General features: G+C 39.1%; 16 protein-coding genes. 6 read left to right on the top strand and 10 right to left on the bottom strand.

Going from position 1 to position 16,134, the window contains the following annotated elements:
- Window position 1: 1 nt before the first annotated feature.
- Complete coding sequence (locus H5182_RS12140) at window positions 2-559, bottom strand: response regulator (protein WP_145239825.1); 558 nt, start codon at window positions 557-559, stop codon at window positions 2-4.
- A 293-nt stretch (window positions 560-852) separates the two neighbouring features.
- Here H5182_RS12140 and H5182_RS12135 point away from each other — a divergent pair, with 293 nt between their 5' ends.
- Together H5182_RS12135 and H5182_RS12130 are read left to right on the top strand one after the other, a co-directional pair.
- On the top strand, window positions 853-1,116 hold the full coding sequence (locus H5182_RS12135) for a hypothetical protein (RefSeq protein WP_182760095.1): 264 nt from the start codon (window positions 853-855) through the stop codon (window positions 1,114-1,116).
- 23 nt (window positions 1,117-1,139) lie between these two features.
- Window positions 1,140-2,531, top strand: coding sequence for an ATP-binding protein (locus H5182_RS12130; protein WP_182760094.1), 1,392 nt, complete (start codon window positions 1,140-1,142; stop codon window positions 2,529-2,531).
- A 79-nt stretch (window positions 2,532-2,610) separates the two neighbouring features.
- Here H5182_RS12130 and H5182_RS12125 read toward each other — a convergent pair whose 3' ends face one another.
- From H5182_RS12125 to H5182_RS12105, 5 genes are all read right to left on the bottom strand, one after another.
- Entirely contained in the window at window positions 2,611-3,516 is a 906-nt protein-coding gene (locus H5182_RS12125; protein WP_182732127.1) for a sensor histidine kinase, read from the bottom strand.
- Window positions 3,509-4,054 (bottom strand): heme NO-binding domain-containing protein, encoded by a 546-nt coding sequence (locus H5182_RS12120; RefSeq protein WP_145239835.1) that lies wholly within the window; start codon window positions 4,052-4,054, stop codon window positions 3,509-3,511. The genes H5182_RS12125 and H5182_RS12120 overlap by 8 nt, the downstream gene beginning before the upstream one ends.
- Window positions 4,055-4,139: 85 nt before the next feature.
- Window positions 4,140-5,414, bottom strand: a complete 1,275-nt coding sequence (locus tag H5182_RS12115; RefSeq protein WP_145239837.1) for a sensor histidine kinase — start codon at window positions 5,412-5,414, stop codon at window positions 4,140-4,142.
- The gene (locus H5182_RS12110) at window positions 5,414-5,989 is read right to left on the bottom strand and encodes a chemotaxis protein CheC (RefSeq protein ID WP_145239839.1); all 576 of its coding nucleotides are present in this window, start codon (window positions 5,987-5,989) and stop codon (window positions 5,414-5,416) included. Before H5182_RS12110 ends, H5182_RS12115 begins: the two co-directional genes overlap by 1 nt.
- The gene (locus H5182_RS12105; RefSeq protein ID WP_145239841.1) at window positions 5,986-6,351 is read right to left on the bottom strand and encodes a response regulator; all 366 of its coding nucleotides are present in this window, start codon (window positions 6,349-6,351) and stop codon (window positions 5,986-5,988) included. The genes H5182_RS12110 and H5182_RS12105 overlap by 4 nt, the downstream gene beginning before the upstream one ends.
- Window positions 6,352-6,599: 248 nt before the next feature.
- On the opposite strand from H5182_RS12105, the gene H5182_RS12100 reads away from it, so the two are divergent.
- Window positions 6,600-7,928, top strand: a complete 1,329-nt coding sequence (locus tag H5182_RS12100) for an HD domain-containing phosphohydrolase (RefSeq protein ID WP_145239843.1) — start codon at window positions 6,600-6,602, stop codon at window positions 7,926-7,928.
- A gap of 96 nt (window positions 7,929-8,024) precedes the next feature.
- A complete protein-coding gene (hemH, locus tag H5182_RS12095) occupies window positions 8,025-9,044 on the top strand; it encodes a ferrochelatase (protein ID WP_145239845.1) in 1,020 nt (339 codons plus the stop codon).
- Window position 9,045: 1 nt separating this feature from the next.
- Here the strand turns inward: hemH and arfB are convergent, their stop codons facing one another.
- Window positions 9,046-9,459 (bottom strand): alternative ribosome rescue aminoacyl-tRNA hydrolase ArfB, encoded by a 414-nt coding sequence (gene arfB / locus H5182_RS12090; protein ID WP_145239847.1) that lies wholly within the window; start codon window positions 9,457-9,459, stop codon window positions 9,046-9,048.
- Between the two features lie 131 nt (window positions 9,460-9,590).
- Between arfB and H5182_RS12085 the strand changes: the two genes are divergently transcribed.
- Together H5182_RS12085 and H5182_RS12080 are read left to right on the top strand one after the other, a co-directional pair.
- The gene (locus tag H5182_RS12085; protein ID WP_182760093.1) at window positions 9,591-10,151 is read left to right on the top strand and encodes a short-chain dehydrogenase; all 561 of its coding nucleotides are present in this window, start codon (window positions 9,591-9,593) and stop codon (window positions 10,149-10,151) included.
- A 105-nt stretch (window positions 10,152-10,256) separates the two neighbouring features.
- The gene (locus H5182_RS12080) at window positions 10,257-14,318 is read left to right on the top strand and encodes a DEAD/DEAH box helicase (protein ID WP_182760092.1); all 4,062 of its coding nucleotides are present in this window, start codon (window positions 10,257-10,259) and stop codon (window positions 14,316-14,318) included.
- A gap of 71 nt (window positions 14,319-14,389) precedes the next feature.
- Here H5182_RS12080 and H5182_RS12075 read toward each other — a convergent pair whose 3' ends face one another.
- The 3 genes from H5182_RS12075 to H5182_RS12065 are packed head-to-tail and all read right to left on the bottom strand — an operon-like array spanning window position 14,390 to window position 16,104.
- A complete protein-coding gene (locus H5182_RS12075) occupies window positions 14,390-15,145 on the bottom strand; it encodes a phytanoyl-CoA dioxygenase family protein (protein WP_182760091.1) in 756 nt (251 codons plus the stop codon).
- Window positions 15,146-15,149: 4 nt separating this feature from the next.
- The gene (locus tag H5182_RS12070) at window positions 15,150-15,740 is read right to left on the bottom strand and encodes a uracil-DNA glycosylase family protein (protein ID WP_182735314.1); all 591 of its coding nucleotides are present in this window, start codon (window positions 15,738-15,740) and stop codon (window positions 15,150-15,152) included.
- Entirely contained in the window at window positions 15,730-16,104 is a 375-nt protein-coding gene (locus H5182_RS12065; RefSeq protein WP_182735315.1) for a VOC family protein, read from the bottom strand. The genes H5182_RS12070 and H5182_RS12065 overlap by 11 nt, the downstream gene beginning before the upstream one ends.
- Between the last annotated feature and the right edge of the window lie 30 nt (window positions 16,105-16,134).

The raw sequence follows: 16,134 nt of genomic DNA, 5'->3' as shown, positions 1-16,134 counted from the left end.
GTTACTTATTAACTAATTTATTAACAATATTTATTAATTCATCGCTAGTAAACGGCTTGCAAAGATAACCATGCGCACCAACTACAATCGTATTCTTTAACTCTTCTTCGTGTACCCCTGATATAACAAGAATTTTAACATCTGAAAATCTTTCCTGCGCACGAATCATACGAATAACTTCTAACCCACTTATACCAGGCATACGTAAATCAACCGTTATCAGATCAGGGTTCTTTTGTTGCAATAAAAGCCCTGCTTCAAAGCCACTGGCAGCTTCAATAATACTAAAATTTTGTTTTTTTAAGGTTCGCTTGATACTTGAACGAACATTGACCTCGTCATCAATAATTAGTACTTGCTTCTGCAAAGATAAGCTATCCGATATTGGCATGTTCTGCTTCTTAAGGAAGTTTATAAAATCAGAAACTTGAACACGATAATTGCCCCGTCCAGGTAATTTATGACCAACTAATTCACCGGATGCAATCCAGCGACTAACGGTTCTTTGGTGTACATCGCAGTAGCGGGCTATCTCACTTGGCTTTAACGTTTTTAACATCACACAACAACTTAGTATCAATCTATTTAAATCGTAGCACAGCTTTATTACTATTGCGACAAATGAGACAGAAGGGCTATTAATGCTATACAAGTAGAGCCTGACATTAAAATTGGTACACCCAAAGACAACAACAGGCGCACTTTGCAACTTGAATATTAAGGTAACTTAAACATCTAACTAAATGCCGCTGGCTGAATATTTCATCGACAACGTATTGGACAGAAACATGACGAGATATTAAGCTCAACAAGGACACCAACAGTATTTATGAATATTAAAAAAGGTTGAAAATGTTTTCGATTGAAACTAAGTGCATCCAGAATAAAAAAAATAAAGAGTGCGAACATCAATTAACACAAAAAGTATCTGCGATTATTCGTTTAGTGGTATCTAGCGCTGACATAATAATAGGAGCTGTTCTTATTTTTTTTGGTGCTTATAGACGATTAAATAAGTACATAATGCAAGAATTACAACTTGCACACATTCCTTTAACAACAGAATTTCATTTTCGCGACGTAAGCTACTTCGATAGTTATAAAAATAGAAAGTAACTTAATTATATTTGGTAAATACTATGAAAAATAATGAACAGCTATTAGAAAGGATTCATCAACTGGAAATGAAAAATAAAGCTCTAGAGCAAGCAGGCGCTTTTAATACGCTAATATTAAATGGCCTAGAAGCAATATTAGCAAGCTCAAATACTGATGAGTTATTTAAAGATTTTTTCTCTATATTACAACGAACAATATCTTTTTCAGCAGCAATATTAGTCAAATATAATCCTAATACTGAATCCTACTCTATGCTAAAAGCATCAAAGGAAAATGCAGAGAAAGTATTACCTGAATTAATCGCTATTTTATCGATACAGCCCAACATAAAAAATATATTTGAGTTACGTAAACTCACTAAGTGGCAAATAGATGACATTTTTTGGCAACAACAACACTCACTATTAACTGCGCCAGTAACAACAAATAAAAAACAATATCAATTATTTGTTTTTTCTGAGAAACAAGGTGCTTTTAATCAAAAGGACGTGAGTTTACTTCAGCAATTTATTAGCTTCACTGGTAATACAATTTCACAATTTGAACAAAAAAGTCTACAGCAAAGGCAGCAAAACATAGAGCAAACGTTAATCAACTCAGAAAAAATGGCTTCATTAGGACAAATGGCCGCAGGCGTTGCTCATGAAATAAACAACCCATTAAGCTACGTTATCAGTAACATTCATAACTTAGCCCATAATATACAGCAGCACACTAATTTGATTAAAGATTTAGTAAAACCGCAATTTCAAAGTACACGCGCTATCAACGAACGGCTAGAACACTATCAATTTGATGAATTAACACAAGATACCAGTGATATTTTAAGTGAAATGAAAGAAGGTGCGAATAGAGTCAAAGAAATAGTTCAGAGCCTAAAACTGTTTGCTCATCCAAATCAAACAAAAATAGATGATATCAACCTCACTAGTTTGTTAGAAAACACTCTACGAGTTGCTTGGAATCAAATAAAATACAATGCAACAATTGAAAGATACTATTGCGCAGATGAAATAAAGCTCATAGGTCGTACAACCCAGCTTTACCAAGTATTTCTAAATATTTTTATCAATGCTGCGCAGTCGCTAAGTAATTCTGTAGGAATGATAGCTGTAACCACAACACAAGACTCTTACAATGCTTATATAACAATTAGTGATAATGGTTGTGGGATCCCAGCTGATAAGCTAAATAGTATTTTTGATCCTTTTTTCACAACTAAACCAATAGGTAAAGGGACTGGATTAGGTCTGGCTATTTCAAGAGCTATTATAGAACAGCATAATGGAAAAATTTCGGTACAAAGCAAACCAGGAGAAGGCACTGTTTTTAGTATTACACTTCCTAAAAACTCAGATTTAAATGATGAAGAATTAACCATAATAGCATTAAAGGAAAAAAATGATGACTAAACTTTATTCTTTATCGGATTTTTCAACTGTATAATAATCGACATAAATAATGACTCAACCTTTGCCAGATAATAGATAGTTAATCTAATGGTGGGAATTCAATTAATATAGTAGACCCCACATCAATAGCTGACTCAATATATATTTTACAATTATGCTTTTGTACAACTTGTAAAACCATTGACATACCCATTCCGGTTCCAGTACCGACAGGCTTAGTTGTATAAAATGGGTCATAAACTTTGTTTTTTATATCATCACTCATTCCGCAGCCAGTATCAGTTACTTTTAAAACAGTCTTATTGTTTAACTCACTCACTGACACATTGATCTGAGCTGTTCGTTCACTATCGGGAATAAACGATTGAATAGCATTAAGAAGAATATTGACTAATAACTGATTTAATTCGTTCGGTGTAAATAAAACGGACGAGTTATACGTAAAATCAAGTTCTACATTAATATCTTTAAGTAATGGCTTTAGCAATTTTAAGTTTAATTCTATAGCATCTTGCAATTTAACCTCAACCTGATGCTGGCTATCATTACGGGCAAAAAATAACAGGTTTTTTGTTATATCTCTAATTCTAATTAACCCCTCATTAATATCTGAAACTAATTCAGGTAAATCATCTTGAATGACAAGTAGTTGCTCCTTATCTTCGGATAACGAAATACTGGAGCGATTTAATGCATCAATCATATTTCTACTATACAAATAAAGTGTATCAACATTACTCATTACAAATGCCAGTGGATTATTAACTTCATGAGCGACGCCTGCCGCTAACGATCCTAATGTGGCCAACTTTTCTTGTTGTAACATTGACTGCTGTTGTGATTTTATTTGCGTTATTTGCTGCTCAAGTAACTTATTCTTTTCGTATAGCTGCCGCGAGCTATCTTCAAGCAACTGCTCGACCTCCCTTCTTGCTTTTTTTTCGCGTAGATAAGCAACATAATAAGCATCGCTAGATTCACTCATCAGCAACCTCAATATGCAAAATACACTGCTGGGCGCCTTTGTGCATACACACAGCGTGCGTAATATTAATAGCTTGATCGAAGTATTCAGCAGCACCGAATAATAAACCTTCTGCACATAAGCAAAGTTTACGCGGCGAGTTGTAATTCATTTCGATGTGACCAGGGCGGCTAATACGACATGATATAGTCGGCAGTGATGGGTCTTGATATAACTTATTTACTTCAAGATGAATAACATCATGGATCCCCATAACCAATGACGTAAAATCAGTAAAGCGCTCGACTACATCAAGGTGTCTATCAGCGAGTCCTTTAAATAAAAATTGACCAAATGCCTTCACTACATCTTGCAATGGCATATTGAGTCTTAGCGCAACACCATTAGCCATTGCAAATAACTCTCCAGCGTCATAATTTTTTGCCGACACGTAAACGCGCCCCTCAGGTGTATGTGATTGTAATAGCTCATTCCATACCTCCATACCTAGTTGCTCTACAACCATGTCTTCTAACACATTAAAAATTATGCCTTTCATTACCCGCCTCCATCATTTAAAAACATTAGCTTTAGCCAGCTCAGTATTACCTTTGAAAGGAAGTACTTGTGTTTCACTCTAAAGTTTATTTTTGCTTTTTAAACGTAAATTCAAAGCAACTGCCTTTGCCTAATTCACTACTCACATTAACCTGACCGTGATGTTCCTGAACCGTTGCGTATACTTCAGAGAGTCCAAGCCCAGTACCTTGGCCTATATCTTTCGTAGTAAAAAAGGGATCAAAAATACGCACTAAATCTTCAGGGCTAATACCCGATCCTGTATCGGTTATTGTAAGTAGCACATCTTTACTTTCATTATAGGCACAACTAATACTTAATAAACCCATTGGCTGCATTGCATACAACGCATTTACAATAATATTAAACAACAACTGTCTAATTGCACTGGGTTTTGCCCAAAAAGTTATGGCTTCATCAGGTAGTGAGACGGATGTTTTGGCTTTATATTTTATTTCGTTTTCAAGTACCACCAAGGCAGAATCAATCTCTGCACATAAATTAACCTCAGCCCAATTTTCATCATCTTGTATTGCAAAGTCACGTAATCCACTTACTATTTTTCGAACTCGCTCTGTGCCATCTAAAGACTCGTTAAGCAGTTCTGGGAGATCTTCATTAATGAACGCAATACCGTTTTTTTCATAAACATCTTCAAGTAACGCAATAAACCTAGGCTCAGCTTGCTTTAGAATGATTTTTTTTTGCGTTTCATTGGTCTTCATTAATTTTTGCGAGTAATCTTTTAGCGTTTCTAAATTTGAGCGCACAAAACCAATAGGATTATTAATTTCATGTGCAACCCCCGCAGCAAGCTGACCAATAGAAGCCATTTTTTCGGATTGCAACATTTGCCTTTGTGCAATTTTAAGCTCTTGATGTAGTTTTTTTAGCTGCTGATGCTCAGACTCCAACTCATTTTTCAAATCAGTTTGCTGCATAAAATAACTAGCCTCTGCTGTTACATCTGTTACAACAATACACACATGGCTCACTTCTCCATCACAAGCAGTAATCGGCATAAATTGAACATTTTGATACATTTGAGACTCATCACCGGTAATAGGTCGAGTGCTTCTCATCGGAAATACATGTGGCCGTTGTTGCCAGTAACTGAAGCTAGAGTTTTTGAGTACAAATACACTGTCTATTTTTCGCCTTAAAAAACGCGCTTGCTCAGAGAACACAGTGAGCAGGTTCTCACCTATAAGGTGGTCATTTCTTGCAGTTAAACCGCCAGAAAATGCAGGATTAGCAAAGGTAATCACACAGTTTACATCAATAATGCAAGCTCCTATGGGGATTTGCCTTATTACTCGCTCAAACTCCGCTTTTTCCATTACTCCTCCAAGAGAGCACGGATAGGAATGAGTGCTTGTTCTATAGACCCTTCACTGAGTCCAATTAACACGCGAGCATCAAATTTCATATGCTCAATCTTAAAATCCACTTCAATAATTAACACAGAGGACCATTCAATATTTTGTGTTGCTTTATCTGGATAATAAAAGGCAGGCATATTTAACTGAGTAGATAACTCAAGTTGACTAGTAAAACCCTGCAAACAGGCAGCCGAGATTATATTTGTAACCTCCAATACAAGTTCCTCAGTAGCCGCTTGATCTAATGGTAAGTCAAAATCCATTATATCAGCCAGTGCTGAACATCCATCTTTTTGTATGCCAGTAATCACTTCACCTCGAATTGTTCCGACAAAAGATTGCCTTGCAAACCAGCTACTTTTAAAATTATCGAGAACTTCTTGAAATGCCGCAGGCGACAACGCCTCAATGGCTGGCACCGACAACGCAACCTTTGTTTGGATCAGCCGAGCAAGTGCATCTGCAGCTTGCCCCATAGATATATTCATTATTTCTTGTAAGGCATCTCGCTCCTCTTCGCTAATAGTAATCATAACAACCCAACCTCTTGTAATGTATTACTAAGCTCCTCGGCAGATATTGGCTTTTTCAAAAACCTAAACGCTCCCAAAGAATTAACTAATGCCTGCGCCTCTGGTTGAATATCAGCACTAATTACAATTACGATTGTTTTTTTATGCTCATCATGCAGTTCCTTTAAAACCTCATACCCATTCATTTGCGGCATTTGTAAATCTAGAAATAACACCTCAGCCAGACCATTATTCACAGCCTCTAAAGCCTCGATTCCATTTTTAGCTTCATGTATCTCTACATCCCAATCTTCTGGCAAGACCCTTCGAATAGTTTTGCGTGACAGCGCTGAATCATCTGCAATTGTTATCGGTATCGCCATTACAATCTCTCTTGTATTAACATTAATGTCTTATCTGTCTCATACTAGATGGGTTTTATACTTTCTGCAAAAAAACAACTCACTTTTGTCTGCGCTCGCGAAAGTTTTACGTTACTAAAATTTGAAAAGATATGTTTACTTTCTATAAAATCACTCACAACGCTGAAAACATTTAATAATTAAAAATTGTTTATACTTTAAACATATACTAGATTAAAAATGACAAAGTATTTGAATAGACAATAAATATGCATGAAATACAAGAAATCGCGGAGTTGACAAATAAGCCTGCAAATATCTTATGCTTAGACGACGAACCAGGAGTACTAAAATCACTTACTAGACTGTTAAGGCAATATAATTTCACCTCAACAGTTTGTAGCGAGGGTGAAGAAGCATTAAAGAAAATGGCAGAGACAGAGTTTGATGTCATCATAAGCGACATGCGCATGCCAAAAATGAATGGTGCTCAGTTTTTAGCAAAAGCAAGAGAGACAGCCCCAGACACGCAACGCATACTACTTACTGGTTTTTCTGACTTGGAATCTACTGTGAAAGCAGTAAATGAAGGCGGTATTCATGCATATATCAACAAACCATGGCAGAATGATCAACTAATAAGCATAATAAAGTCAGCAGTAGAGAAATACCGTTTAAAGAAACAAAATATAATTCTTCAAGCCCATGTAGAAAAACAAAACTCGCAATTAAAAGATTTAAATGACTCACTTGAAGAGTTAGTTGAGAAACGAACTAAACAGATTAAACAGGTCTTACAACAGCTAAAAGTTGCCAATACAAATGAAAAAAATGAACACCGCGCAACCTTCGAGCTGCTCTATAATTTCATTAATGCCAATCCATATTTAGATGGCACCAAAGCGCAGAACATTGCCAATACCTGTACGCAAATAGCAAAACAGTTGCAGCTACCGCCAAAAAATATAGAAATGGCGGCAATGGCTGGTTACTTAGCTCAGATAGGGCTGTTAGCAATGGATCCCGCACTTTATGAAAAACCCGTGCATGCGCTTAATGAACAGCAACGCAAAAGTTATTATACGCATCCAAGTACAGCACAATTGATGTTAATGCCTGCGACTCATCTGCATGAAGTGTCTGACGCCATTTATCACCAGTACGAACGCTATAACGGTAATGGCCTACCTAAAGGATTAAAAGGTAATGATATTCCTCTTAGTGCAATGATACTCGCGCTTGCACGTGACTATTGGGATGCATTTGAACAAAGTAATTTAAAAGATGAAGAAAAGCACCAACATGCACTCGAAACAGTAAAAATGTACAGCGGTAACTTTTACCATCCTAAATTAGTGCAAGCTTTGGAGGCTTGCCGAGTTAAATGTATTAAGCAGCAAGCAAAAGTAGGCTCGATGAAAATAATAACGGCCAAAGAGCTAGCCATCAATATGGTACTTAGCCATGCACTGCATAGTCACACGGGTATTATGTTGCTACCAAAGGGGCATATATTTAGTGCTAAATCCATTGAAAAGTTACAGCAACTAGAAGCTAAAAAACCGACTCCATTTAGGATCATGATCAAATCATTGTAAATCAGTGATCCTATTTACCCTTTCATTCGTTACAATAAGCTATTAATATTAATAGCATATATTCCATAACCGTCTATTTTGCTTTAGGAGCATTGCGTGTCGCGATTTTCAGCCGTTACCGATAACCCTCATGATCAGCGTTTTAATCAAAAAACAGGGATTTTACTGACCAACTTAGGCAGCCCCGATGCCCCAACAGCAAGTGCATTGCGTATTTACTTACGTGAGTTTTTGTCAGATCCTCGTATCGTAGAAATACCGCGTATTGTGTGGATGATCATCCTGCATGGCATCATTTTGCGTATTCGCCCAAAACGCTCAGCTAAACTATATAAAAGTATCTGGACTGAAAATGGCTCGCCACTGACCCATATTACACGCCAGCAAAGCCTTAAATTAAATGCCTTATTAAAACAGCATGGCTATACCAATACCGAAGTGGTTATGGCGATGCGCTACGGTAATCCATCAATCGAAGCGGGCCTTGAAGAGCTCAGAGATAAAGGCTTAACCCGCATTATTGTGTTGCCACTTTACCCACAATATTCAAGCCCAACGACAGGCTCAACATTTGATGCCGTGGCGAATGTATTAAAAAAATGGCGCTGGGTGCCAGAGCTTCACTTTATAAATGGGTATCACAAAAACCCAACCTACCTAGAGTCACTCGCTAACAGCATTAGCGAAGATTTAGAAAAACACGGTATGCCACAAAAAATGGTGTTTTCGTACCACGGTATGCCTAAACAGTTTTTAGATAATGGCGATCCCTATCACTGCCTATGCCAACAAACCACCCGTTTAGTGGTAGAAAAGCTAGGCCTAGACAAAGACAAAGTGATCACCACTTTCCAAAGCCGTTTTGGTAAAGCTGAGTGGTTAAAACCTTACACAGATGCAACCCTTGAGAGCTTACCAAGCGAAGGGATTAAAGACGTGGCTATTATCAGCCCTGCATTTAGCGCTGATTGCCTTGAGACACTTGAAGAATTAGAAGGTGAAAACCGAGAGATTTTTGAACAAGCTGGCGGTGAAAAATACCGTTATATAGCTGCGCTTAATGATAGAGACGATCATATTAACGCGTTATTTGAGGTGCTTAAACCAAACTTATAAATTAAACTTTAACACTGCCGCGCAGCGCTTTGGTATTACCATGTTTGGTTTTCTTATCCATGCGTCTGCGCTGTGAATTACGTGTTGGCTTAGTAGCACGACGAGCACGTTCAACCTTAGTGGCTGATAAAATAAGCTGTTTTAGTCGCTTTAACGCATCTTCCCTGTTTAGCTCTTGAGTTCGATGACTTTGCGCTTTGAGAACAATCACACCTTCTTTAGTGATACGACTATCATTGAACGCCAACAACCGCTCTTTATAAAACTCTGGTAACTTTGAGCGATTAATATCAAAGCGAAGGTGGATCGCACTGGCCACTTTATTAACATTTTGACCACCCGCTCCTTGTGAACGAATAGCTGACAGCTCGACTTCCCATTCATCGATTGTTACGGTATTTGAAATAATTAACATGAGGTTCAGCTACATCAGGCAAAAATGTAGTATATCATCTGATGTTAACAGACTAAAACCCTCTTTAATTTATAGCGGTTATCTAATTAATAGTCTTTAATGCAACTAACAATTGAATAAAGGTGCTCAACATGAAAAAAATAATTTTATCTCTTAGTTTGTTAGCAATGAGTTTTTCAAGCCTTGCGGCAGATATCACAGAAAAAGATTTACAAGGTTATATGAAAGCATTACCCGCGGTTGTTGATTGGTCACAAAGTCAAGATTCATTAAAAAGCATGGATTTGGGTAGTATGTTAGGTGGCTCTGAAGGGGGCTCGACTGCAATGGCATTAGGCGCCCTTGGTACAATCAAAGATAATGATTTATACAAAGAGTTTGCAGCCCTTACCAATAAATATGGTTTCACGCCTGAACAACTAATTACTGTGGGTTCTGAAGTCTCAATGGCTTACCTTGAAAACATCAAAGGTAATTTATCGCCAGAAAACAAAGATAAAGTAAATCAGTTAATGGGCGGTTTGCAAAGTATGGGCGGCTCGAAAAATAATAGCGCTAGTTCAATGATGGGCACACTTGGTAACTCAGCTAATGCTGCTAATACAGATGCGCCGGTTGTTAGCGAAAGTAATTTAAAACTAATTAAAGAATATATGCCGCAACTACAAAAACTGTTTGCCAAAGTGCAATAGGTTTTTATAAAAAAGCGACCTTTGGGTCGCTTTTTTATTGGTTGTAACTCCCCCAGCTGAAACTTATACTGGCTGCAATCATTAGCGACTTTAATTATTGATTTTATGCCATTAAGTACTTTGCCGCCCGCCACAACTGATAACGACCAAAAACAACTGTGTGTATTACTTGCACTGATAATAAGTGGCTCATCGCATGGCTATGAGAACTCTGTTCAACAGCTCACTAAACGTCTTTATAGTCACATTAAAAATGGCTATTCATTTTCTCAAGCTGAAGTCGCTAAATACACTAAACAACTCGAATCTAAAGATTTAATTTGGAAGCTCCCCTACGGACCAAACTTTCGTATATCAGTTAGCGCAGTTGCTTATGTAGCTATTAATGCGATAAAACATCAGCCAGTTCTATTGCATGCTTTCTTAACCGAAGCTACAAAAAGCTATTATTACCACGATAAAGCAGTACACTTTCTGCACCTGCTATTTAATGATCTTGACCGCGCAAAAAGCGGAAAAAAACCGCTCCCTGGTGATTTATCACTTGAGCTTGATAGCGGCTTTGTTAATTTGCTCGCGCAATCACCATACAGCGAGCAACTGTGGCAATGCCTACCTGAGCAATGGCAACAGCTTTGCTTAGATAACTTTATCCGCGGCCAATTTTTCAATCTCACCAGTGAGCGTGCATGGCCGACTCTGATTGCCAAAGCGCTCCCAACAACAGAGCTGAGAAAACGTATTTATCTGAATGAGAATTTAGCCATATTATTACAAGAAGATAATTTTGCTGAATTGCTAGATGATAAAAGAGACCGTGTTTTAGCCACTTTTTATGAAGCAAATACCAATGCCATCAAGGGTGAGTTTATTGATATTGCTTTGATACAGTATAAAAGCGCTTTAACAGCGTTTAGAAAAAACTTTGGCAAAGGCATCTATCCGACCGAGATCACCGGATTACTTTACACTATATGCCTATTTATCAGTGCAACCGCAGCAGATATTAAACAACTAAATACCTGTCGAAAATGGTATCAAAAAAATCTTGGGGAATTAAGCCACCCAAGCCAAGCGATTGATTATTTGCTGGAAGAGGATTTAGCTAACTATCAAAACCATCGTTTAAGCAACAGCTTAAGTCATCTGCTTGGTAACCCGAATGCATTAGCGCCATTATTTTGCTTATTACTGGCAATTATTAAAAACGCCACAGACGAACAGGTAAATCATCTAAGGGGTGATACTGAACTGTTAGAACAGCTCAATAGCGCAATTAATGCGCATCAACACTGGTTAGCTGAGCAATGCCAGCACTTAGTTAATTGGCTTAGCGATGACACACCATTACCCAATACTGGTTTATTACAGCACTTTACCCGCGTCCCACAATGGCAGCGTTGGCTTAATGATATTAGCCAAATTGATACGCCCACTGCGCAGCAACGAATTATATGGCAACTGGATTTAACCCATTTAGATTTACCGCTCATACAAGCCAAAGTACAGCAACTCAATGCCAAAGGCGAATGGACCAAAGGTCGTAAAGTAAACGCCCAAGAACTTGCTTATAACCAGTATCAAGATGCATTAACCAGCGCCGATCATAACTTAGTACAAGTGCTCAACAACCATGCCGGTTTTGGTTATCACGAGATACACGCAACGGCCGCGGTATTACAAGCATTAATAGGGTTTAAAGGGCTTGAAGATCACAATGGACAGCCACTTACGCTGATCAAAGGCGAGTTTGTCATTGAAATTGCACAAGACAGCAATGATTGCTATCGCCTGGTAATGCAACCGAGTATCAGCGATCCGGACTGTGACTTTTTACTTATCCACAGTCACGCAAATTGTTACCAAGTATTCGCCATTGATGACAAACAGCTCAAATTACTGCAATTATTTGAGCAACAACCCAATAATTTAACCGAAGAAAAACTGCCACAACTAAATGCCGCATTACAAGTACTGGCTAACGAGCATCATATTAGCAGCCAGCGTACCGAGTTTGCTCATATCAACAACGTACGCCAAGGCTTGTGTGAATTTGCCGCAGTGATCGCTCTTACCCAATTAGGTATCAACATTAACTTTTATGCCATGCCAAATGGCGTAGATGGCCCTTGGGTTGAGCCCGGCATTGGTGCTTTGACACTCGCACATACTGATGATGATCAAACCGACAGCATTGTTATTAAACGTGATTTAAAAGCAGAGCAAAAAGCGTTTAGAAATTTACTGAAAAATATGGCCGGATTATTTGCTGATCGGCAATCACCGCAACATAATCAAATTCAACAGCAGTTTTATTTACCTGAAGATATTAGCCAAGCAATTGAGTTACTTGAAGCTGCGCAAAAAGCACAGTCTCTGGTATTAAGTTGGGACGAAACGAGCCAAGGCATGAAAGTTGCGAAAAGCCAGCACCTTTCTCTTAACTTAAATGATGATAACGATTGGTTAAGCGTCAGTGGTAAAATCTCACTCCCTAGCGGCCAAATATACGAATTACAAACCCTGCTTAAAGCCCCGCGCCGTGGCAGCATTTTAGAGTTTTCGGAAGGCAATTCATTATTATTGGATCAGCGTTTAACTAACTTATTAAATCGCTTAGAAGGGATGCAAAATATTGATAAGCACAACCCAAGTGATGAACTACGGATTGCCAACGCGCGTGCATTGCCTTTACACCAAAGCATTGCCGACTTAGGTGATGTCACATTTGGTGACAGCTGGAAAACGCGTTTAGCTAAATTTGAGCAAACTATCGACCCTACCTTACCTGCACATTTAGTCCATATTTTACGAGACTATCAAGTAGTCGGGGTTAAATGGCTAATGCAACTGGCCAACTGGGGACTCAATGCTTGTTTAGCCGATGACATGGGGCTAGGTAAAACCTTACAAACCTTAACCGTGTTACAAATGCGCAGTAGTTTAGGTGCCAGTGTAGTGGTTGCGCCAAAATCTGTGTGTCATAACTGGCAAGTTGAAACCGAGCGATTCGCGCCGGCTTTGCATGTAAAAATCATTGAAAACGCCACTGCATGCGCTGATATTCTGGCAACGGCTGGTAAACACGATTTAGTGATCGTCAGTTATGGTTTACTGCCACTAATTGGTGAACAACTGGCGCAATTTTCTTTTGCTAATATTGTCTTTGACGAAGCACAAGCAATTAAAAACCCCTTGAGTTTAAGAGCTAAAGCCGCATTTGCACTCAATGGTCAATTTAAAATTGCCCTGTCAGGCACGCCAATCGAAAACCATTTAGGTGAACTGTGGAGCTTGTTTAACTTTTTAATGCCAGGCTTTTTACATACCCTGCCAGTATTTAAAAAGCGCTTTGGTAACGCCGATAAAAACCAACAACAAGCCGATACCCTGAAAACCCTCATTGCTCCATTTATCCTGCGTCGGACCAAACAAACGGTATTGACCGAGTTACCTGAAAAAACCGAAATAAACTTAACCTTTGCATTAAGTGAAAAAGAGCAAGCACTGTACGAAGCAACTCGTTTAAACGCACTTGAACAAGCAAATCAGGAAGACAGCCAATACATTACTATCTTGGCGTCATTAACTAAATTACGCCGCGCTTGTATTGCCCCGCAGTTGTTACTGGAAAATAGTAAGTTGCCATCGAGTAAACTCGACACTGCAGAAGCGATTATTGAAGAATTACTAGAAAACAACCACCAAGCGCTGATCTTCAGCCAATTTGTCGATGTGTTAAAACTGGTTGAAAAGCGCTTACAAAAACGCGGCATCGATTATTGTTATCTTGACGGCAGCATGAGTACTAACAAACGCAAACAACAAGTTGATAAATTTCAAGCAGGTCATGCACCACTGTTTTTGATCAGCTTAAAAGCAGGCGGCACGGGGCTTAATTTAACGGCAGCTGATTATGTACTGCATCTCGATCCGTGGTGGAATCCCGCGGTTGAACAACAAGCATCAGATCGCGCGCATCGCCTAGGGCAAACACGCCCCGTTACTGTGTACCGACTGATAGCACAAAATACCATTGAAGAAAAAATCCTGCAATTGCACGAACATAAACAAGCACTCGCAGATAAAGTACTCGCCGGCAGTAGTGATGCTGGGCAAATGTCTAAAGATCAACTACTGGCGCTGTTAAGTAACAGCGAAATGTAGCTCAGACCTGTTTATCTTTCGAGATTATTACAGAGGCCCATGTGGTTTTTAGGCAGGTCTATGTAGCGCGGTTATTCTTGGTGTGCCAAAGTAACCGCAAAGGCACTGGCATCTTCTAATGTCGAAATCATCGCTGGAGTAGGCAGACAGATATCCTGAACAAAATGCAGTACATGGGGCTGTGGCTCACCAAAAAGAATATCCAGCGCTAAGCGGTCTTTACCGTATAAACCACGGTGGATCATATTTGCCGAGAAAATTAATAAATCCCCTGCTTGCATTTCTATCACATGGCCGGTGGCTAAATCATCGCTGGTGTTGTTGTGATCAATAGCCAACCGAGTTGCCAGCTCATCAGGGGTATCCCAACGTCGATGCGTACCTGGTACTAACTCAATACCTGGCTCATCCTCAAGCGCAACCCGACAATGTATCACTTCAGGACCCGATAGCGCAGCTTGCTGCTCCGCCAAGCTTAAATGGTATTGCATATCACGATGCCAATAATTTTCTTGCTCAGGATTAACCGGATTAAAAAACAACTGGGTATTCATAAAGGCCGCTGATTCAAGTATCGAATCAACTTGAGCCATTAACTTATGGCTGGCAATAAACTTAAATAATACTAAGCGCTGGGCCTCATCTAAATAGGTATTTGCAGTTAAATAGGCACTATTAACCGCCTTGGTTTGATAAAACTGTTGATTATCTGCGATCCATTGCTGATGAAAACAATTGATCACTTCGCGCTCATGCACAAGTTCACGTTCAGTGTAAAAACCTTTTACATGAAAAAAACCATACTGCTCAAATTGGGTATTGATCATCAAACTAATCATCCTCACATTGCAAAATTGCTTGAATAGTTTGCGCCAACTGTGGCACCACATCACGCTCAAACCAAGGGTTTTTAGTTAGCCAAATATTATTACGCGGACTCGGGTGCGGCAATGGCAAAACATCTGGCCAATACTCACGCCATGATTTTACTAACTCAGTGAGGGGTAAATGTTTTGTGTGTGGTAAATGGTACGCTTGGGCATATTTACCCAGCACTATGGTTAACTTAATATTGGGCAGTGCCGCTAAAAGCTGGGAACGCCATGCAGGTGCGCATTCTTTACGCGGCGCTAAATCGCCTGACTTACCTTTACCTGGATAACAAAAGCCCATCGGCAAAATAGCAACCTTAGTTACATCATAAAAATCGCATGGCTTAAGCCCTAACCACTCGCGCAGCCGCTTACCACTGGCATCATCAAATGGAATGCCACTTTGGTGTACTTTAAGCCCCGGCGCTTGCCCTGCAATTAAAATACGCGCACTGGGATTAAATTGCAGCACCGGACGTGCCCCAAGCGCCAGCTCAGATTCACAGATCACGCATTGACTAACTTGCTTTAACAAGGTGCTAGCCATCATCACTGCTTTGCCCTATTCGCCACAGCACACCACTTGGATCATAAATAACAAAATCAATCATTTGCCACGCTTGCAAGCTTGGCTCAGTAATTTTTATATTATATTTTTGCGCCAACCCCACATCTGTTAATTTATCATGCCATGCTGTCACATCTGCAACTAATAAGTGCATCATAAAATTTTTAGCGTGCTCTGGATTATAAAAATTTTGCAGTAAAAAACTACAGTCTCCGTGGTAAAAGTACGCCATATCTGGGGTTTCCCACGCGATTTGAAAGCCCATATGCTGATAAAACGCACAACTAAGCGCAAAATCTTTTGCTGGTACAAATGCTTTAATTTCTTCGCAACTCAAATCTGTCATTCAATTCATTTCCTTGAGTTAGTAAAATTA

The sequence above is a fragment of the Pseudoalteromonas sp. SG44-17 genome (assembly GCF_014164235.1).
In the GTDB taxonomy this organism is placed as follows: Bacteria; Pseudomonadota; Gammaproteobacteria; order Enterobacterales; family Alteromonadaceae; genus Pseudoalteromonas; species Pseudoalteromonas rhizosphaerae.
This window is presented reverse-complemented; position numbering and strand designations above follow the sequence as displayed.